The following is a 20,020-nucleotide window of genomic DNA, read 5'->3' as shown; positions in this document are numbered from 1 at the left end:
TCGAAGAATCAAACAGCGAAAATCTTGCCCGGGTTCATGATGCCATTCGGGTCGAATACCGCTTTGACGGCTTTCATGTACTCGATCTCAACCGGCGAGCGACTGTAGGTCAAATAGTCACGTTTAGTCATGCCCACACCGTGTTCGGCGGAAATCGAACCGTTGTACTTTTCGACGGTTTCGAACACCCACTTGTTGACAGTCGCGCACTTGGCAAAGAACTCGTCCTTGCTCAGGTTATCCGGCTTGAGGATGTTCAAGTGCAGATTGCCGTCGCCGATGTGGCCGAACCAGACGATTTCGAAATCCGGGTAGTGTTCGCCGACGATCGCGTCAATTTCCTTGAGAAACCCCGGGACTTTCGACACAGTGACCGAAATGTCGTTTTTATACGGCGTCCAGTGGGAAATGGTTTCGGAGATGTACTCGCGCAGCTTCCAGAGGTTCTGCAACTGGGTTTCGCTCTGGCTCATCACACCGTCCAGCACCCAGCCTTCCTCGACGCAGTGCTCGAAGGTTTCCAGGGCATGGTTGGCCACTTCTTCAGTGGTCGCTTCGAATTCCAGCAGCGCGTAGAACGGGCAATCGGATTCAAACGGTGCCGGCACATCGCCGCGCGCCATGACCTTGGCCAAGGCTTTATCAGAGAAGAATTCGAAGGCGGTCAGGTCAAGTTTGCTCTGGAACGCGTGCAACACCGGCATGATCGAATCGAAATCGGCGGTGCCGAGGACCATTGCGGTGAGGTTTTTCGGCGCACGGTCCAGACGCATGGTGGCCTCTACCACAAAACCCAGCGTGCCTTCGGCGCCGATAAACAGCTGACGCAGGTCGTAGCCTGTGGCGTTCTTGATCAGGTCCTTGTTCAGTTCCAGCAGATCGCCCTTGCCGGTGACGACCTTCATGCCGGCCACCCAGTTGCGGGTCATGCCGTAGCGAATCACCTTGATCCCGCCGGCATTGGTGCCGATATTGCCGCCAATCTGGCTGGAACCTGCCGACGCGAAGTCCACCGGGTAGTACAGGCCGTGTTCTTCGGCTTTATTCTGTAATTGCTCGGTGACCACGCCTGGCTGACAAACGGCCGTGCGGTCGGTCAGGTTCACGTCGAGGATCTGGTTCATGTAGTCGAAGGACACGACCACTTCGCCATTGGCGGCCACGGCCGCAGCCGAAAGCCCGGTACGACCGCCGGACGGCACCAGCGCCACCTTGTGTTCATTGGCCCAACGAACAATGGCCTGGACCTGCTCGGTGGTCTTGGGAAACACGATGGCCGTCGGGGCCGGGGCGAAATGCTTGGTCCAATCCTTACCGTAAGCATTCAGGGAGTCGGCGTCGGTCAGCACCTTGCCAGGCTCAACCAGGGTCTTCAGCTCATCAATCAGGGCAGGATTGGTCATCGACAGAACTCTCGAACAATTCATGGTCATCCTGAAGACGCTTCACGTCGCAGGAATGAGTGTTTAGCGGGGTGCATATGCTAGCATACCGACCCCGCAGGATAGTGCCCAAAGGCTGTTCTGCGGTGACGGCTTTCTTGCCGTCCGGGTCAGCGTCTGCTGGCTATCTCCTGCCAATTTTCTCCGGGATACAGGTTTACGCAGATGAGCAAGACTTCTCTCGATAAGAGCAAGATCAAGTTCCTTCTTCTCGAAGGCGTCCACCAATCGGCTGTCGACGTCCTCAAGGCGGCGGGCTACACCAGCATCGAGTACCTCACAGGTTCTCTGCCGGAAGCCCAGCTGAAGGAAAAGATCGCTGATGCTCACTTCATCGGCATTCGCTCCCGCACTCAACTGACCGAAGAGATCTTCGATCACGCGAAGAAACTGGTGGCGGTTGGTTGTTTCTGCATCGGCACCAACCAGGTCGACCTCAACGCGGCTCGCGAACGCGGCATCGCGGTATTCAACGCGCCGTACTCCAACACTCGCTCCGTAGCCGAGCTGGTATTGGCCGAAGCGATCCTGTTGCTGCGCGGCATTCCTGAGAAGAACGCTTCCTGCCACCGTGGCGGCTGGATCAAGAGCGCAGCCAATTCCTTCGAAATCCGTGGCAAGAAGCTCGGCATCGTCGGTTACGGCTCGATCGGCACTCAATTGTCCGTTCTGGCTGAAGGCCTTGGCATGCAGGTGTACTTCTACGACACCGTGACCAAGCTGCCACTGGGTAACGCCACCCAGGTCGGCAACCTGCACGAGCTGTTGGGCATGTCCGACATCGTCACCCTGCACGTTCCGGAAACCGCTGCCACCCAATGGATGATCGGTGAGAAAGAAATCCGCGCCATCAAGAAGGGCGGCATTCTGATCAACGCTGCTCGCGGCACTGTTGTTGAACTGGACGCCTTGGCGGACGCGATCAAGGACAAGCACCTGATCGGCGCGGCCATCGACGTATTCCCGGTGGAGCCGCGCTCTAACGAAGAAGAGTTCGAAAGCCCGCTGCGTGGCCTGGACAACGTGATCCTGACCCCGCACATCGGTGGTTCCACCGCTGAAGCGCAGGCCAACATTGGTCTGGAAGTGGCGGAAAAACTGGTCAAGTACAGCGACAACGGTACGTCGGTATCGTCCGTGAACTTCCCGGAAGTGGCTCTGCCGGCTCACCCTGGCAAGCACCGTCTGCTGCACATCCACGAGAACATTCCGGGTGTGATGAGCGAGATCAACAAGGTCTTCGCCGAAAACGGTATCAACATTTCCGGTCAGTTCCTGCAGACCAACGAGAAAGTCGGCTACGTCGTGATCGACGTCGACGCCGATTACTCGGAAATTGCCCAAGAGAAGTTGCAGCACATCAACGGCACCATTCGTTGCCGCGTGTTGTTCTGATAGTGACTTGAGTGACAAAAAAGGAGACCTTCGGGTCTCCTTTTTCATGGGCGCGACAAATGTTACTTAACGTTGACGGTGATTTTCTCCGACACGATCGGCGGATCGAACGGCATGTGACCGCTGTCGCCCAACTCCAGCTGCAAGGTGTGTTTGCCCGGCGTCAGCTTTACTTCAGCCTGGGTCTGCGCCTTGCCAAAGTGCAGGTGGTTGGCATCGTTGGGGATCGGTGCACCGGCGGCTGGCAGCTCATCGACATCGATCAGCAAGTGGTGATGGCCGGTGTTCTTGGTGACATCGCCCGCAGGCGCTAGCGCAATGTTCTCGACAGCGAACTTGACGACGACGGTTTGCGGAACCGTGGCTCCGTCCACAGGAGAAACGATGGACACTTCTGCACCTTTGGGAGCCGGTGTAGCAGCCGTTGCCAACATCGATGCACCCAGCAACAGGCCAGCCAACGCTGCACGTGACATAAAGCTTTTCATTCTCTTCTCCAGTTTTTCCGTAAAATCCGCTCGACCGTGACAACTTCACGGCCATTCGTTGTCGAAGTCACTCAATAACCATAGCAAAGCGAGCCTGAACAGCGCGTCGCGATAAATGAATTCAAAGGAGTGACCATGCGCTTTTTGCCTGGCCTGATCTGCCTGCTACCCCTTTTGAGCCCTTTGGCTCATGCCGAACTGATTGACGATGTAAACGACCGCGGCGAATTGCGCATTGCCCTTGAGGCTAATACACCGCCCTTCAATTTCAAGGAGGACGACAAACTGACCGGGTTCGAGGTCGAGCTGGGGCAGTTGTTGGCCGCTGAGCTGGATGTGCGCGCCGACTTTGTCGTCACCGATTCCAGTGATTTGCTGACCGGCGTCGAAAGTGGCAAATACGACGTGGCCATCAACCACATCACAGAGACCCCGGCGCTCACGGAGCGTTTCGACTTCAGCCAACCTTACATTCAAACCGATGCGCAATTGATCGCGCAGAAGGAAGAACCGCGCTCAATACTATTGGTGCAGTCACTGACGGAGGAAAAGCCGAAAGCCAGCCAGACCGTGAGCCTGGCGATTCCGTTTCAGAAGGGTAACCCGGCGTTCCACGTCAGCCTCGAAAACGCCTTGCAGCGGATCAAGGGGGATGGCCGATTGGAAGCGTTGTCGCAAAAGTGGTTCGGGGCGGATACGAGCGTGGCGCCGAAACCCTGATTCAAGGCTGACGAGTAACCCTGTGGGAGCGGGTTGTGGCGAGGGGGCTTGCCCCCGTTGGGTCGCGCGGCGGACCCAGAATCTGCGAGCGCTGCGCACTCGAACGGGGCAAGCCCCCTCGCCACATAGCCCGCTCCCACAGGGATTTGTGCAGGGCCGTTAGTCGAGGGTTGCCAGAGCTATCGCCGCTTCGGCCAACTCCCGCTCGCTGAAAACCTGGACACCATTGCGCTTGAGCAATGCCGCGGTGACACCCTCACCACTGACCTTCACGCCACTGAACGTCCCGTCATAGGTCAGCAGATTCCCGCAAGACGGGCTGTTGGCCTTGAGCACGGCAATGCGGATGCCGTGCTGCTGCACCAGTTCCAGCGCCTGATAAGCCCCCGAAAGAAACTCGGCACTGACGTCCTCGCCCTCGGTGGTGATGACCGATGCAAGGCCATCAAGCACTTCAGCGCCCTGCCCGCCCGGAATCTCCGCCTCGGCCCTTGGCGTCGGTAAACCGCCGGCGACTTCCGGGCACAACGGCACCACCCGGCCTTCGGCAATCCACTGTTCCAACAGGTTGAATGGCCCACTGGCGCCGCCGTCGTAACGGACGCGGTGACCAAGCAAACAGCGGCTTACCAGAATCTTTTGCATGATCAGAACGGCTCGTTGCCACGACGCCGGAACCAGCCCGTCAACGACAGGCGATCTCGGGTCGCAGGCAGGACTTCGTGAGGGACTTCGCCCGACAGGAACACTACCAGGCATCCGCCGGTAGGCACCACATCGTGTTCGACGCCTTCGTCGAGGTACATGCGCAGCTGACCGCCATGCTCGGGCAGCCAGCCGTCATTGAGGTAGATCACCGCCGAGACCATGCGCCGGTCGTCGTCGCGGAAACGGTCGACATGCTTTAGGTAGAAAGCGCCAGGCGGGTACAGGGCGAAATGGCTTTCGAAATCTTCCAGGCCCAGAAACAAACCGCGATTCATCGCCTCACGCAGGCTGTCCATCAACCCCAGATAACGGTCGCAGGCCTCGGCCTGACCGGGTTCTATCCACTGGATATGGTCACCACGAATGCCCTCGCGAATTTCCGAAAACGGCCCGCGCCCCACGGCGGCCGGGGCGAGCTCACCCTCAGCGGCACGTTTTCGGCACTCGGCTGCCAGCGCCTGGGTCAGATCCAGAGGCAGGAAAATATTCTGCCGCGACCAGCCGCGCTCAGCCAGGTCGTCGACGATACGTAACAGCAGCGGATGATCAGAGGATATTTGCATGGCGCGCATAGTATTCCTGTGCCCGCAAATCCGACAGAGCCGCGTAGCGGAGGATTGGTCGGATAAGGCACTCAACCTGATACGAATTCTCGACAAGTACGAATGCCGCACGGAGAATAGTCGCCTGCTGACAGGAGTCCCTATGCGTCGCTTGCTTTTCTCACTGTTAATGTTCTGCGTTTTGCCCGCTTGGGCGGACGGCCACGACCAGTTGTACAAGGTCGCCGGTTGGCCAGAACAACGCGCGCATTTCAACGATGCTCTTTCGGCCGCTCAGCAGCGTTACCAGAACAGCCTGCCGCCGGCGGTGTTCCAGGCTCTGGTCAACAACAGCAATCAGCGCTTTGCTCCCAAAGCCATGGACCAGCGTGCCGAAGCGCAATTGCGCAAAAAGCTTGCCGATCCAAAACCTGCCTTGACCTTCTTTCAATCGGCCCTGGGCAAGAAAATCGTCGCCGCCGAACTGCTGGCGACCCGTCGCGACCAATTGGCGAAAAACGCCAAGGGCTTGCCGAAAATTCAGGCCAGCGATACCCGTCAACTCATCATCGGGCACCTGGCCCAAGCCCTGCCCGCTCGCGAGGCCGGCGCTGAAGTCAGCCTGGCGATCGCGGGCGTGGCGGCCGACAGCCTGAGCTCGATGATCCCCGGCCTGCTCGGCGGCGGCCAGGCGCAAGGCATGTTGAACGGTCAGCGCCAGCGCCTGATGGAGCAGATCGGCGCCGACCTGAACAACACGCTGCTGTATGTCTATCGCGACCTGTCGGATGACGAGCTGGAAGAGTTCGCGACTTTTGCCGAGTCCATTGAAGGCAAGGCTTACTACCAAGCGGCATTGGCGGCGATTCGGGCGGGGTTGGCGGTGGGACAGAGTACGTCGAGCCTTGCCCAATAGTTTTTGGTGTCCGTCTGATCGCCATCGCGGACTTGCCCGCGATGGGGCCCTGCCTACCGCTAAAGATTCCGCCCCTTCATCCGCTTAGTCAAAAACCCGAAATACTCCTGCCGCAATCCCGGTGACTCATTCGCCAGATGATGCCGCGCTTCAGGCAGCATCAGCACCTGAGGCCGATCGAACTTGCCCCGCAACACCTCAAGGTTGTGCTTCCAATCCACCGTCATGTCCGCCTGCCCCTGCACGATCAGCGGCCGCCGCGGGCTGCGCGGTGCCGCTTCGATGCGCTTGATCCACCGACCCAGCGCACCGACCCAGGCCGTTGGCAGACGCAGCGGTTGCAACGGATCGGCTTGCAGGAACGTCAGGAAGTCAGGGTCGCTGGAGTTCTCGCTGAAACGCCGGGCGATGCCTTTGACGAACGGCTTGAGCAAGTAATAACTGAGCTGCGACCAGCCCCAGGCTCGCGGACGCACCAGTGGCGACAGCAGAATCACCTGCCCTTGGGCGGGACTGTTCGCCCCCTGATTGAGCACATGATCGATCACGATCGCCCCGCCGGTGCTTTGCCCGCACAGGTGCCAGGGCTGCGGAAGGCCCAGCGATTGCGCCTCGGCCAACAGACCTTGCAGCGTGCTCTGATACTCGGCGAAATCCTTGATGCTCGCCCGTTCGCCGCTGGAAAGGCCATGCCCCGGCAGGTCACAGGCGATCACCGCAAAACCCTGGTCCAGCGCCCACTCGATCACATGCCGATAGAGCCCGGTGTGATCGTAGAAACCGTGAAACAGAAACAGCGTCGCCTTCGCCCGCTCGGGCCACCAGAGCTGGCTGACCACTTCATAGCCATCGACCTCGAAACGCCCCAGGCCACTGCGCAAGGTTCGCCGGGGAAAATCCAGCCGATAAAAATGCTGATAGGCCATCGCCTCCGCCGACAGCGGCTGCCACTCGGCCAATGGCCGCAGGCTGGCACGCAAATGATCGGGGTCGAAAGTGGCAGACATGGGCTATTCCAGAGCGCGAAACGGACTTTATGGGCCTGCGATATTCATCTGTCGCGGCAAGCATGGCAAGCTAGCCGACCTTCGAGGATTGAAACCCATGCGTCCGGCCTACCGCACCACACTGCTTGCCAGTCTGCTCGCCCTTGTGTGTGCCGGCGTGCTGTGGGCCGCCTATGACTGGTTTCAGGGGCGCTACTTGCGCGCCTTCAGTTCGCACACTGCGGTGTTCTCCGGCGACCCATTGCGCCTGCCGGACGAACTTGCCGGCCCCGGCGCCATTCGCCTGGTGCACTTCTGGGACCCGGCCTGCCCGTGCAATGTCGGCAACCAACAACACCTGACCGAACTGGTTGAGCGCTATGTACCGCAGGGCGTCGAGTTCTATGCGGTCCAAAAGCCCGGCAGCCACGGTCAATTGCCCAGCACCTTGAGTCGCCTGAAAACCATCACCGTCCTGCCAGGCTCCGAACAAATCCCCGCCAGCCCGGCGGTGGCGATCTGGGACCGCAGTGGCAAGCTGGCGTATTTCGGTCCGTACAGCGAAGGCCTGACCTGCAATTCGAGCAACAGCTTTATCGAGCCTATCTTGCAAGCGCTGAATGAAGGCCGGGCGGTGAACGCCACCCATACGCTGGCGGTGGGTTGCTACTGCCCGTGGCCTACTGAGGTGAAGTAAGGCATTCCTGACTTTTCCAGGACCGCGATGCCAGGCACAGGAGGTCTGTGCTACACGTTTGCAGCCCACACGGGCAGCAATCCCGAAAGAACAAGGAGTCACCATGAAACGCGTCCTGACCGTACTTGCCTTGCTGATCGTCGTACTCGTCGCCGGGGGCGGCTGGTATGTGTACAGCAAGCAACCGACGCGCCAGGGCCAGGTGCAATTGCAACACCTGCAAGGTTCGGTGACCGTGCGCTACGACGTGCGCGGCGTGCCGCATATCCGTGCCGAAAATGAAACCGACCTCTACCGCGCCCTCGGCTATGTGCAGGCCCAGGACCGATTGTTCCAGATGGAAGCCGTGCGGCGTCTGGCCCGTGGTGAACTGGCCGAAGTCCTCGGCCCGAAACTGCTCGACACCGACAGACTGTTTCGCAGCCTGCGCATCCGCGAACGGGCTGAAAGCTACGTGGCCGCGCTGGATCGTCAGTCGCCGGCGTGGAAGGCCCTGCAAGCTTATCTGGACGGCATCAATCAATATCAGGACAGCCACGCTGCGCCGGTAGAGTTCGATGTGCTGGGGATCCCCAAGCGCCCTTTCACCGCCGAAGACAGCATCAGCATCGCCGGCTACATGGCTTACAGCTTTGCTGCGGCGTTTCGCACCGAACCGTTGCTGACTTACGTGCGTGACCAACTGGGCGCCGAGTACCTGAACATCTTCGATCTCGACTGGCAGCCCAAGGGCGTGCTGGCCAAAGGGCGCGCCAACCCTGCGCCGGCCCTTACCGCCAATGACTGGAAGGGTCTGAACGCCCTCGCCCGTTTGAGTGAGCAGGCGCTGGCCGATAATGGCCTGCCACAATTCGAAGGCAGCAATGCCTGGGCGATTTCCGGCAACCGCAGCAAAAGCGGTAAGCCACTGCTGGCCGGCGACCCGCACATTCGCTTCTCGGTGCCGTCGGTGTGGTACGAAGCGCACCTGTCGGCACCGGGTTTCGAGCTGTATGGCTACCACCAGGCGCTGGTGCCGTTTGCGTTCCTTGGCCACAATCTGGACTTCGGCTGGAGCCTGACGATGTTCCAGAACGACGATCTGGACCTGATCGCAGAGAAGGTCAACCCGGACAACCCGAACCAGGTCTGGTATCGCGGCCAGTGGGTCGACATGGTCAACACCGAACAACAGATCGCGGTCAAAGGCCAGTCACCGGTCACGCTGACCCTGCGCCAGTCGCCCCATGGCCCGATCATCAACGATGCGCTCGGCACCGCCGCCGGCAAGACGCCGGTCGCCATGTGGTGGGCCTTCCTCGAGACGCCGAATCCGATCCTAGACGGCTTCTATCAGCTCAACCGCGCCGACACCCTGGCCAAGGCCCGCGCCGCGTCGGCCAAGATCCAGGCACCGGGGCTGAACATTGTCTACGCCAACGCCAAGGGTGACATCGGCTGGTGGGCCTCGGCGCTGCTGCCCAAGCGCCCGGCCGGAGTGAAGCCCGGTTTCATCCTCGACGGCAGTACCCCTCAGGCAGACAAGGAAGGCTTTTACCCGTTCAGTGCCAACCCACAGGAAGAGAACCCGGCGCGGGGTTATATCGTCTCGGCCAACTTCCAACCGGTGTCGCCGACCGGCATGGAAATTCCCGGTTACTACAACCTCGCCGATCGCGGTCAGCAGCTCAATCGTCAACTCAGCGACAAGAACATGAAGTGGGACAACGAGTCCAACCAGAAGCTGCAACTGGGCACCACCACCGACTACGGTCCACGTTTGCTGGCGCCGTTGCTACCGGTACTGCGTGAAGTGGTGAGCGATCCCGCCGAGCTCAAACTGGTGGAGCAACTGGCGCAGTGGAGCGGCGATTACCCGCTGGACTCCATCAGCGCCACGCTGTTCAACCAGTTCTTGTTCAACCTTGCCGACGCGGCGATGCGCGATGAACTGGGCAATGACTTCTTCGAAACGCTGCTCCCGACTCGGGTGATCGATGCCGCACTGCCGCGTCTGGCGGCCTCCGCCGACTCACCGTGGTGGGACAACCGCAACACCCCCGGCAAGGAAACCCGCGCCGATACGGTCAAGGTTGCCTGGCAAGCGAGCATGGCTCACCTCAAAACCACCCTTGGTACTGATTCGACACAATGGAAGTGGGGCAAGGCGCACACCCTGACTCACGGCCATCCGTTGGGGACGCAGAAACCGCTGGAGCGGATCTTCAACGTCGGGCCATTCGCCGCGCCCGGCACCCACGAAGTGCCGAACAACCTCTCGGCCAAGATCGGCCCGGCGCCGTGGCCCGTGACTTACGGCCCGTCGACGCGGCGCCTGATCGACTTCGCCGACCCCGCCCACAGCCTGACCATCAACCCGGTCGGCCAGAGCGGTGTGCCGTTCGACAGCCACTATGCCGATCAGGCCGAGGCGTATATCGAGGGGGTTTACTACCAGGCGCATTTCAATGATGAAGAAGTGACGGCCAATACTCGCAGTACGTTGAAGCTGTTGCCGGCGCGGGCTGCGCAGTAGATTTTAGTTGGCCGGGCTGACGCCTTCGCGGGCAAGCCTCGCTCCTACCGTTGATCTTCAGCGAACACAAAACATGTGTATGACAGAAAACCAATGTGGGAGCGGGCTTGCCCGCGATGGCGTCCTCACCTTCAACATAAATGTCGATGGATAGATCGCGATCGCGGGCAAGCCCGCTCCCACAGGGATTTGGGTTGGCCACACATGCGTGGTCAACCCGGCATCAGGCTCAAGCCGCTTCCGGCGCCTGCGCCCGGCGCACGTCCGGTTGTTTCCAGGAATCGGCGGCGCCTTCTTCGATGGCCTGCTGGATCGCACGCTTGCGAATCTCTTCGGCACGACGGCTGAAGTACCAGACCAGGAACGTCACCAGCGACACCGCCAGCAGAATCAGGCTGGCCACGGCGTTGATCTCAGGCTTCACGCCCAGGCGCACCGCCGAGAACACTTCCATCGGCAAGGTTGTGGAACCCGGACCGGACACGAAGCTTGCCAGTACCAGGTCATCCAGCGACAAGGCAAACGACATCATTCCACCTGCCGCCAGCGACGGCGCGATCATCGGAATGGTGATCAGGAAGAACACCTTCCACGGCCGCGCACCGAGGTCCATGGCCGCCTCTTCAATCGATAGGTCCAACTCACGCAAGCGCGCCGACACCACCACCGCCACATACGCTGCACAGAAGGTGGTGTGGGCGATCCAGATGGTGACGATGCCGCGCTCCTGTGGCCAACCGATCATCTGCGCCATCGCCACGAACAGCAGCAACAACGACAGACCGGTGATCACTTCCGGCATCACCAGCGGCGCGGTGACCAGACCACCGAACAGCGTGCGACCCTTGAAGTGGGTGATACGGGTCAGCACGAACGCCGCCAAGGTGCCGAGCGCCACCGCTGCAATCGCCGTGTAGCAGGCGATTTCCAACGAGCGCACCACCGAGCCCATCAGTTGGGTGTTGTCCATCAACCCCACGTACCACTTGATCGACCAGCCGCCCCACACCGTCACCAGTTTCGAGGCGTTGAACGAGTAGATCACCAGGATCAGCATCGGCGCGTAGATGAACAGCAAACCCGCTACCAGCATGAAACTTGAGAAACGGAAGCGCTTCATTCCTTGCCCTCCATTTCTTTGGCCTGACTACGGTTGAACAGGATGATCGGCACAATCAGGATCGCCAGCATCACCACCGCAAGCGCTGATGCCACCGGCCAGTCACGGTTGTTGAAGAACTCTTGCCAGAGCACTTTACCGATCATCAGGGTTTCCGGACCGCCGAGCAGTTCCGGGATCACGAACTCGCCCACGACCGGGATGAACACCAACATGCAACCGGCGATGATGCCATTTTTCGACAGCGGCACGGTGATCTTCCAGAAACTGTTGAAGGTGCTTGAACCGAGGTCAGACGCGGCTTCCAGCAGGCTGGTGTCGTGTTTGACCAGGTTGGCGTAGAGCGGCAGGATCATGAACGGCAGATAGGAGTAAACGACCCCGATATAGACCGCGAGGTTGGTGTTGAGAATCTGCAGCGGCTCGTCGATCCAGCCCATGCTCATCAAAAAGCCGTTAAGCAGACCGTTGTTGCTGAGGATGCCCATCCACGCGTAAACGCGGATCAGGATCGCGGTCCAGGTCGGCATCATGATCAGCAGCACCAGCACCGTTTGCAGCTCTTTGCGGGCGCTGGCAATGGCGTAGGCCATCGGGTAGCCGATCAGCAAACAGAGAATGGTGCTGATCAACGCCATCTTCAACGAGCCGAGGTAGGCGGCGATGTACAACTCATCATCGCCGAGCATCGCGTAGTTGCTCAGGTTAAGCAGCACCTGGAGCTTCTGGTCGATGAAGCTGTAGATCTCGGTATACGGCGGAATGGCCACGTCGGCTTCGGCGAAGCTGATCTTCAATACGATGAAGAACGGCAGCATGAAGAACATGAACAGCCAAATGAACGGAACCCCGATGACCAGCTGACGGCCACCGGGAATTATTCGATTGAGCCGGCGTTTGAATTTGCGCATGTTCATGAGCGAAGTACCACGCCGCTGTCGTCTTCCCACCACACGTAAACCTGGTCACCCCAGGTTGGGCGCTGACCGCGACGTTCGGCGTTGGCGACGAACGACTGGACGATCTTGCCGCTTGGCAGCTCGACGTAGAACACCGAGTGACCGCCGAGGTAGGCGATGTCATGCACTTTGCCGCTGGACCAGTTGTATTCGCAGGTCGGCTGCGTCGGTGTCACCAGCAGTTTTTCCGGACGGATCGCATAAGTCACGGACTTGTCCTGCACCGACGTGCTGATGCCGTGGCCCACATAAATCTGCCGGTCCAGGTCCTTGCAGGTGATGGTCGCGTGGCCTTCGGCGTCGTCGATCACTTCACCGTCGAAAATGTTGACGTTGCCGATGAACTCGCAGACCAGGCGGCTGGTCGGAGTTTCGTAGATGTCGATCGGGCTGCCGATCTGGGCGATCCAGCCCAGGTGCATGATCGCGATGCGCTCGGCCATGGTCATGGCCTCTTCCTGGTCGTGGGTCACCATCACGCAGGTCACGCCGACCCGCTCGATGATCTCGACCAGTTCCAGCTGCATTTGCGAACGCAGTTTCTTGTCCAGCGCGCCCATCGGTTCGTCGAGCAGCAACAGCTTCGGCCGTTTGGCCAATGAACGGGCCAGCGCCACACGCTGACGCTGACCGCCGGACAACTGATGGGGTTTGCGCTTGGCATACTCGCTCATCTGCACCAGCTTGAGCATGTCGGCCACGCGTGCATCGACTTCAGCGGTGGGAAGCTTGTCCTGCTTGAGGCCGAAGGCGATGTTCTGCGCCACGGTCATGTGCGGGAACAAGGCATAGGACTGGAACATCATGTTGATCGGTCGCTCGTACGGCGGCATCTCCGTGATGTCGACGCCGTCGAGGTAAATGCGCCCCTCCGTGGGCCGTTCGAAACCTGCCAGCATCCGCAGCAAGGTGGATTTGCCCGAACCCGAGCCGCCGAGCAGGGCGAAGATTTCGCCTTTCTTGATTTCCAGGGACACGTCGTCCACGGCAATCGTCTCGTCGAACTTTTTGGTGACCCGGTCGATTTTGACCAACACCTGTTTAGGTGTCTGGTCGCCCTCGAGGGCTTTCTTATAGGCGCCGGAGGCAACTGCCATTTACGAAACTCCCAACAGAATTTGCAGTTCGCTCAACGTGGCGAACCTGGATAGTTTGAAGCTATTTGCCCGACTTGACCTTGGTCCAGCTGCGCGTCATCAAACGCTGAATGTTCGGTGGCAACTCGATGGATACGTACGTCTTGTCGAGGACCGCTTGCGGTGGATAAACCGATGCGTCGGTGCGTATGGACTGTTCCATCAGTTTGTCCGATCCGGGGTTCGGGTTGGCGTAGCCTACGGAATCGCTGACCTTGGCAATCACCTCGGGTTTGAGCAAATAGTTGATGAAGGCATGGGCTTCTTTGGCGTTGGCGGCATCCTTGGGGATCGCCAGCATGTCGAACCAGAGCGCGCCGCCCTCTTTCGGAATCGAGTAGGCGATGTTCATGCCTTTGCCGGCTTCAGCCGCGCGGGCCTTGGCCTGGAACATATCGCCAGAGAAACCGATCGCCACGCAGATGTCACCGTTGGCCAGGTCTGCGATGTATTTGGATGAGTGGAAATACGTCACGTAAGGCCGCACTGCCAGCAACTTGGCTTCAGCCTTTTTGTAGTCTTCAGGGTTGGTGCTGTTGGCGTTCAGGCCCATATAGTTGAGGACCGTGGGCATCATTTCATCGGCAGAGTCGAGAAACGCCACGCCACAACTGTGCAGCTTCTTGATGTTCTGCGGCTCGAACACCACATCCCAGGAATCGATCTTGTCGAGGCCCAGCACTGCCTTGACCTTGTCGACGTTGTAACCGATGCCGTTGGTGCCCCACAGATACGGCACGGCATACTGATTGCCCGGATCGTTCTGTTCCAGGCGCTTGAGCAGTACCGGGTCAAGGTTCGAGTAGTTGGTCAGCTTCGATTTGTCGAGCTTCTGAAAAGCCCCGGCCTTGATCTGCTTGCCAAGGAAGTGGTTGGACGGCACGACCACGTCATAACCGGTACGCCCGGCCAGCAACTTGCCTTCCAGGGTTTCGTTGGAATCGAATACGTCATACACCGGCTTGATACCGGTTTCTTTCTGGAAGTCGGCCAGGGTGGTTTCACCGATATAGTCCGACCAATTATAAATATGCACTGTGCCAGCGGCCTGAACACTGATAGCAAGTGTCAGCCCGGCGCCGACCAGCAGGGCATTGCGCAACAAAGAAAAAATAGGCAAGTGAAGGTCCTCTAAAATTAGTTGGGCCCAAGTTGCCCCGCGTTACATGACAGCCATGGCTGCCTGGCAACAAAACCGGCGCGCAACTTACCCTCGAAAAACCGTTCCAGCAAAACTTTCTGTCATTTAATTATTTCTGTTGCCGCCGTCGCGCGACGACGGCAACAGGTAGTTGCCTCAAATCGGCTTATTTACCGGATTTGATCTTGGTCCAGCTGCGAGTCAGGATCCGCTGGGTCGCGGCCGGCAAGTCGGCAATCGCGTACAGCTTGGCCAGCACTTCTGCTGGTGGGTAGATGCCTGGATCGCTGGTGATTTCTTTATCGACCAGTGGAGTCGACGCCGCGTTACCGTTCGGGAAACGTACGGCGTTGGTGATTTCAGCCATGATTTCCGGTTTCTGCAGGAAGGTCATGAACTTGTAGGCGCCTTCGACGTTTTCAGCATCTTTAGGGATGGCGACCATGTCGTAGAAGCTGCCGGCACCTTCTTTCGGAATGTTGTAGCTGACTTTCACCTTGTCACCGGCTTCAGCGGCGCGAGCCTTGGCCTGGTAGATGTCACCCGAATAACCCACGGCGACGCAAATGTTGCCGTTGGCCAGGTCGGAGATGTACTTGGACGAGTGGAAGTAGCCCACCGAAGGACGAATCTTCAGGAACAGCGCTTCGGCTTCAGCCAGTTGTTTCTTGTCCTGGCTGTCGGTTGGATAGCCCAGGTAATGCAACGCCACCGGAATCATCTCGGTTGGCGAATCGAGGAAGCTGATACCGCACGACTTCAACTTGGCAGCGTTTTCAGGTTTGAACAGCAAGTCCCAGGAGTTGGTCGGTGCATCGGCACCCAATGCAGCCTTGACCTTCTCGGCGTTGTAACCGATACCGATCGAACCCCACATGTAAGGGAATGCGTGTTCGTTGCCCGGGTCACTCACCGACACTGCTTTGAGCAGGTCCGGGTTCAGGTTTTTCCAGTTAGGCAGCTTGGACTTGTCCAGCTTCTGGTAGACGCCGGCCTTGATCTGCTTGGCCAGGAAGTTGTTCGACGGCACGACGATGTCGTAGCCGGACTTGCCTGCCAATAGCTTGGCTTCGAGGGTTTCGTTACTGTCGAACACGTCGTAGACGACTTTGATACCCGACTCGGCTTCGAACTTCTTGACGGTATCCGGTGCGATGTAATCGGACCAGTTGTACACGTGCAGCACTTTGTCGTCAGCCTGAACGGCGCCCGCCATCACGCCCATCAGGGACATGGCGAGGAGGGTCTTGCCAGCTATCTTCATACCTAATGCCTTCATGGGTAATGCTCCAATTTTTCTTTTTAACCACGTGCTCAGCGGCCTGTTACTGGGCATCCGAACAACCGTTAGTCTGGCAAGATCCAAGGCAGGCTTTCAAGGAAGGCCCCATCCTTTGTTTGCACTGAGCGAAGTGCACACTTCACACCTCGCTCAGAGCCTAGCACTTAGCCCTGTAACGCACTCAGGGTCAGATCCAGGCACTTGCGTGCTTTTGTTACCAGCTCATCGATTTCAGCCGGTGTAATCACCAGTGGCGGAGCAATGATCATGGTGTCGCCGACGGCGCGCATGATCAGGCCGTTGTCGAAGCAGAATGTGCGGCAAATCATGCCGACGCCCCGCCCTTCGTAACGTTTGCGGGTGGCTTTGTCCTGAACCAGTTCGATGGCCCCCAACAGACCGACCCCACGCACTTCTCCCACCAACGGGTGATCGCTCAGTTCCCGTAGACGCTTTTGCAAATAAGGTGCCGTTTCTGTACGCACGCGCTCGACAATTTTCTCGTCGCGCAAGATGCGGATGTTTTCCAGCGCCACCGCAGCGGCCACCGGGTGCCCGGAATAAGTGAAACCGTGGTTGAAATCACCGCCTTCGTTGAGCACCTCGACCACGTCGTCATGCACGATCAGGCCGCCCATCGGGATGTAGCCGGAGGTCAGGCCTTTGGCGATGGTCATCATGTGGGGTTTGAGGTCGTAGAAATCGGTACCGAACCACTCACCGGTACGGCCGAAACCGCAGATCACTTCGTCGGCCACGAACAGAATGTCGTACTTGGCGAGAATTTCCTTGATGCGCGGCCAGTAGCTGTCTGGCGGGATGATCACGCCGCCGGCGCCCTGGATCGGCTCGGCAATAAAGGCACCGACGTTGTCGACGCCGACTTCCAGAATCTTCTCTTCCAGCTGATTGGCCGCCCAGATACCGAACTCGTTCGGGGTCATGTCGCCGCCTTCGCCGAACCAGTACGGCTGGGCAATGTGGACGATGCCAGGGATCGGCAAGTCGCCCTGTTCGTGCATGTACGTCATGCCGCCCAGGCTCGCGCCGGCCACGGTAGAACCGTGATAGCCGTTCTTGCGACTGATGATGACTTTCTTCTTCGGCTGGCCCTTGATCGCCCAGTAGTGGCGAACCATCCGCAGCATGGTGTCGTTGCCTTCGGAGCCGGAACCGGTGAAGAACACGTGATTCATGCCTTCAGGCGCAACGTCGGCAATCACCTTGGCCAGCTCCAGCACCGGTGGGTGAGCCGTCTGGAAGAACAGGTTGTAATAAGGCAATTCGCGCATCTGCTTGCTGGCGGCATCGGCCAGCTCATCGCGACCGTAGCCGATCGCTACGCACCACAGGCCGGCCATGCCGTCGAGGATCTTGTTGCCTTCGCTGTCCCAGAGGTAAACGCCCTTGGCATGGGTGATGATCCGCGGGCCTTTCTCTTTCAGCTGCTTGAAATCGCTGAACGGCGCCAGGTGGTGATCGTTGCTCAGGGCTTGCCATTCAAGGGTTTGCGGGTTGTTGCTGGTCATGCGAATTCTCCTGGGATTCGAGTGGAGGGCGCCGCCAAGCGCAGCGGCGCCCGGCGCATCAGACGGCGAAAAGCAGGAACTCCCGCTCCCACGAACTGATCACGCGCTTGAAGTTTTCATGCTCGGCACGCTTGACCGCGATGTAGCCCGTGATGAATTTCTTGCCCAGGTACTTTTCGATGGTCTTGCTGTTTTCCATGCGATCCAGGGCATCTTCAATAGTCAGTGGCAGGCGCAGATTGCGCCGCTCGTAACCACGACCCACGACCGGAGCACTCGGGTTATGCCCTTCGACCATGCCGATAAGGCCGCACAACAGGCTGGCGGCGATGGCCAGGTAAGGGTTGGCATCGGCACCCGGCAGGCGGTTTTCCACCCGACGATTCTGCGGACCGGCATCCGGAACCCGCAGGCCCACGGTGCGGTTCTCTTCACCCCACTCCACGTTCACCGGCGCCGAGGTATCCGGCAGGAAGCGGCGGAACGAATTGACGTTGGGTGCGAACAACGGCAGCAGCTCAGGAATGAATTTCTGCAACCCGCCGATGTGGTTGAGGAACAGCTGGCTCATGGTCCCGTCTTCATTGGAGAAGACGTTTTTACCGGTCTCGATGTCGATGATGCTCTGGTGCAAGTGCATGGCGCTGCCCGGCTCGCCGGTCATGGGCTTGGCCATGAAGGTCGCCGCCACGTTGTGCTTGAGCGCGGCTTCACGCATGGTGCGTTTGAACACCAGAATCTGGTCGGCCAAAGACAGGGCATCGCCATGACGGAAGTTGATTTCCATCTGCGCGGTGCCGTCCTCGTGGATCAGCGTGTCAAGGTCCAGCTCTTGCAGTTCGCACCAGTCGTAGACGTCTTCGAACAACGGATCGAATTCATTCGCGGCTTCAATCGAGAAGGATTGGCGACCGGTTTCCGGACGACCAGAGCGGCCAATCGGCGGTTGCAGCGGGTAGTCCGGGTCATCGCTGCGCTTGGTGAGGTAGAACTCCATTTCCGGCGCCACGATCGGCTGCCAGCCGTGGTCGGCGTAGAGTTTCAGTACCTTTTTGAGCACGTTGCGCGGCGACAGCTCGATCGGATTGCCCTGCTTGTCGTAGGTGTCGTGAATCACCTGCGCAGTGGGCTCGATGGCCCAGGGCACCAGAAACACCGCGTTCTGGTCGGGGCGGCAGATCATGTCGATGTCGGCCGGGTCGAGCAGTTCGTAATAGATGTCGTCTTCGACATAGTCGCCGGTCACGGTCTGCAACAGAACGCTTTCGGGCAGGCGCATGCCTTTTTCGGCAATGAACTTGTTAGTCGGCGAAATCTTGCCCCGGGTGATGCCGGTCAGGTCGCCAATCATGCATTCGACTTCTGTGATCTTATGGTCTTTCAACCAATCGGTGAGCTGGTCGAGGTTGTTACTCATAAATGCCTCTTAGGCTGAGTTTCCTGACTTTGATAAGTCAGGCGTTGTTTGACGCATCGGCGTCGCGTTGTAGTGCGCGCTTGCGGCAGGCATCGCCAAATGCCTGGAAAATCGCAAGGTAGTCAGGGTTAGAGCTTACCTGCCATTCGGGATGCCATTGGACTCCCAGAGCAAAAGCCTTGCCGCCATCGACTGAGACAGCTTCGATCAATCCGTCTGGCGCCAAAGCCTCTACGCGAAGGCCCGGCGCCAGACGGTCAACGCCCTGACCATGAATCGAATTGACTTGAATCTCGCTCGCCAGGCCAAGTCCGGCCAGTACACCGCCCGATTGGACGTGCACCGGGTGACTTGGCGCGTACTGCCCTTCCAGCGGCAGGCTGTCATCTTCACGGTGATCCATGAAAGCACCGGCTTCGTGAACTTTTTGATGCAGGCTGCCGCCGAACGCCACATTCATTTCCTGGAAGCCGCGGCAAATGCCGAGCACGGGAATACCGGCCTCGACAGCGGCGCGGATCAGCGGGAGAGTGGTGGCATCGCGTGCAGAATCATGAGCAGTACCTGGCACACTGGCCGGGCCGTTATAGTGAAACGGTTCTATATTGGATGGAGAGCCTGTAAAGAGAATGCCGTCCAGAGCGCCCAGAATATCGGGCGACGCCAGTAGATCCGCCAGGGATGGAAGAATCAACGGCAGGCCCTTGGCAGCTGAAGCCACGGCGCGTACGTATTTGTCGCCACTGATGTGATAAGCATGCAGACCGATCTGCTTTGAGCAGGCGGTGACGCCGATTAACGGCAGGCGAGACATGAAGCACCCCGGTATTATTGCTGTTATGGGTTTAAATCGAGCTTAGCCTTGTTCATTTTTTTACACAACACCCCCGTAAAAAATACAACACGGCCCGCTCAAGCTCGCGGGCGCCAAGACGACTGAAGGCCAAAAAACGCCCCAAAGTGCCTCAAAAAAGCCCCGCGAGAGCTTTTTTAGGGCAAAAAAGGCCTCGCTTGACTTCGGCATGCC

General features: G+C 59.0%; 18 protein-coding genes. 5 read left to right on the top strand and 13 right to left on the bottom strand.

Annotation, left to right across the window (positions count from 1 at the left end):
• Positions 1–8: 8 nt before the first annotated feature.
• Positions 9–1,403: an FAD-binding oxidoreductase gene (locus tag ACZ3HH_RS09030; protein WP_367373349.1), complete on the bottom strand. Its 1,395-nt coding sequence runs from the start codon at positions 1,401–1,403 to the stop codon at positions 9–11.
• A 204-nt stretch (positions 1,404–1,607) separates the two neighbouring features.
• On the opposite strand from ACZ3HH_RS09030, the gene serA reads away from it, so the two are divergent.
• Positions 1,608–2,837: a phosphoglycerate dehydrogenase gene (serA, locus tag ACZ3HH_RS09025; RefSeq protein ID WP_465804120.1), complete on the top strand. Its 1,230-nt coding sequence runs from the start codon at positions 1,608–1,610 to the stop codon at positions 2,835–2,837.
• Positions 2,838–2,899: 62 nt separating this feature from the next.
• Here the strand turns inward: serA and ACZ3HH_RS09020 are convergent, their stop codons facing one another.
• Positions 2,900–3,325, bottom strand: coding sequence for a DUF4399 domain-containing protein (locus ACZ3HH_RS09020; RefSeq protein WP_465804119.1), 426 nt, complete (start codon positions 3,323–3,325; stop codon positions 2,900–2,902).
• 135 nt (positions 3,326–3,460) lie between these two features.
• Between ACZ3HH_RS09020 and ACZ3HH_RS09015 the strand changes: the two genes are divergently transcribed.
• Positions 3,461–4,045 (top strand): transporter substrate-binding domain-containing protein, encoded by a 585-nt coding sequence (locus ACZ3HH_RS09015; protein ID WP_465804118.1) that lies wholly within the window; start codon positions 3,461–3,463, stop codon positions 4,043–4,045.
• Positions 4,046–4,204: 159 nt separating this feature from the next.
• On the opposite strand, the gene ACZ3HH_RS09010 is transcribed toward ACZ3HH_RS09015, so the two are convergent.
• Positions 4,205–4,690: a 2-thiouracil desulfurase family protein gene (locus ACZ3HH_RS09010; protein ID WP_465804117.1), complete on the bottom strand. Its 486-nt coding sequence runs from the start codon at positions 4,688–4,690 to the stop codon at positions 4,205–4,207.
• Positions 4,691–4,692: 2 nt separating this feature from the next.
• Positions 4,693–5,325, bottom strand: coding sequence for a 2OG-Fe(II) oxygenase (locus ACZ3HH_RS09005; RefSeq protein WP_367373354.1), 633 nt, complete (start codon positions 5,323–5,325; stop codon positions 4,693–4,695).
• A 133-nt stretch (positions 5,326–5,458) separates the two neighbouring features.
• Between ACZ3HH_RS09005 and ACZ3HH_RS09000 the strand changes: the two genes are divergently transcribed.
• A complete protein-coding gene (locus tag ACZ3HH_RS09000) occupies positions 5,459–6,211 on the top strand; it encodes a hypothetical protein (protein WP_465804116.1) in 753 nt (250 codons plus the stop codon).
• Positions 6,212–6,270: 59 nt separating this feature from the next.
• Here the strand turns inward: ACZ3HH_RS09000 and bipL are convergent, their stop codons facing one another.
• Positions 6,271–7,218 carry a phospholipase BipL gene (bipL, locus tag ACZ3HH_RS08995; RefSeq protein ID WP_465804115.1) on the bottom strand — a complete coding sequence of 316 codons (948 nt, stop codon included), beginning with the start codon at positions 7,216–7,218 and terminating at the stop codon, positions 6,271–6,273.
• 97 nt (positions 7,219–7,315) lie between these two features.
• Between bipL and ACZ3HH_RS08990 the strand changes: the two genes are divergently transcribed.
• Positions 7,316–7,894 carry a DUF6436 domain-containing protein gene (locus ACZ3HH_RS08990; RefSeq protein ID WP_465804114.1) on the top strand — a complete coding sequence of 193 codons (579 nt, stop codon included), beginning with the start codon at positions 7,316–7,318 and terminating at the stop codon, positions 7,892–7,894.
• Between the two features lie 103 nt (positions 7,895–7,997).
• Positions 7,998–10,409: a penicillin acylase family protein gene (locus ACZ3HH_RS08985; protein WP_465804113.1), complete on the top strand. Its 2,412-nt coding sequence runs from the start codon at positions 7,998–8,000 to the stop codon at positions 10,407–10,409.
• A 229-nt stretch (positions 10,410–10,638) separates the two neighbouring features.
• Here ACZ3HH_RS08985 and ACZ3HH_RS08980 read toward each other — a convergent pair whose 3' ends face one another.
• The 8 genes from ACZ3HH_RS08980 to ACZ3HH_RS08945 all read right to left on the bottom strand — a co-directional run bounded on the left by ACZ3HH_RS08980 (position 10,639) and on the right by ACZ3HH_RS08945 (position 19,807).
• The gene (locus ACZ3HH_RS08980; RefSeq protein ID WP_007897694.1) at positions 10,639–11,529 is read right to left on the bottom strand and encodes an ABC transporter permease subunit; all 891 of its coding nucleotides are present in this window, start codon (positions 11,527–11,529) and stop codon (positions 10,639–10,641) included.
• Complete coding sequence (locus ACZ3HH_RS08975; RefSeq protein WP_465804332.1) at positions 11,526–12,407, bottom strand: ABC transporter permease subunit; 882 nt, start codon at positions 12,405–12,407, stop codon at positions 11,526–11,528. Before ACZ3HH_RS08975 ends, ACZ3HH_RS08980 begins: the two co-directional genes overlap by 4 nt.
• Before the next feature lie 35 nt (positions 12,408–12,442).
• Positions 12,443–13,585, bottom strand: coding sequence for an ABC transporter ATP-binding protein (locus tag ACZ3HH_RS08970; RefSeq protein WP_465804112.1), 1,143 nt, complete (start codon positions 13,583–13,585; stop codon positions 12,443–12,445).
• Between the two features lie 61 nt (positions 13,586–13,646).
• The gene (locus tag ACZ3HH_RS08965; RefSeq protein WP_465804111.1) at positions 13,647–14,744 is read right to left on the bottom strand and encodes a polyamine ABC transporter substrate-binding protein; all 1,098 of its coding nucleotides are present in this window, start codon (positions 14,742–14,744) and stop codon (positions 13,647–13,649) included.
• 187 nt (positions 14,745–14,931) lie between these two features.
• The gene (locus ACZ3HH_RS08960; RefSeq protein WP_367375792.1) at positions 14,932–16,029 is read right to left on the bottom strand and encodes a polyamine ABC transporter substrate-binding protein; all 1,098 of its coding nucleotides are present in this window, start codon (positions 16,027–16,029) and stop codon (positions 14,932–14,934) included.
• 182 nt (positions 16,030–16,211) lie between these two features.
• Positions 16,212–17,576, bottom strand: a complete 1,365-nt coding sequence (locus ACZ3HH_RS08955) for an aspartate aminotransferase family protein (protein WP_465804110.1) — start codon at positions 17,574–17,576, stop codon at positions 16,212–16,214.
• A gap of 58 nt (positions 17,577–17,634) precedes the next feature.
• The gene (locus ACZ3HH_RS08950) at positions 17,635–18,993 is read right to left on the bottom strand and encodes a glutamine synthetase family protein (RefSeq protein ID WP_123360981.1); all 1,359 of its coding nucleotides are present in this window, start codon (positions 18,991–18,993) and stop codon (positions 17,635–17,637) included.
• 37 nt (positions 18,994–19,030) lie between these two features.
• Positions 19,031–19,807 (bottom strand): gamma-glutamyl-gamma-aminobutyrate hydrolase family protein, encoded by a 777-nt coding sequence (locus tag ACZ3HH_RS08945; protein WP_465804109.1) that lies wholly within the window; start codon positions 19,805–19,807, stop codon positions 19,031–19,033.
• Positions 19,808–20,020 lie beyond the last annotated feature (213 nt).

The organism is Pseudomonas sp. PME37.24/025 (assembly GCF_055556615.1).
The sequence above is the reverse complement of the archived record's forward strand: the minus strand, read 5'-3'. Positions and strand labels throughout refer to the sequence as shown.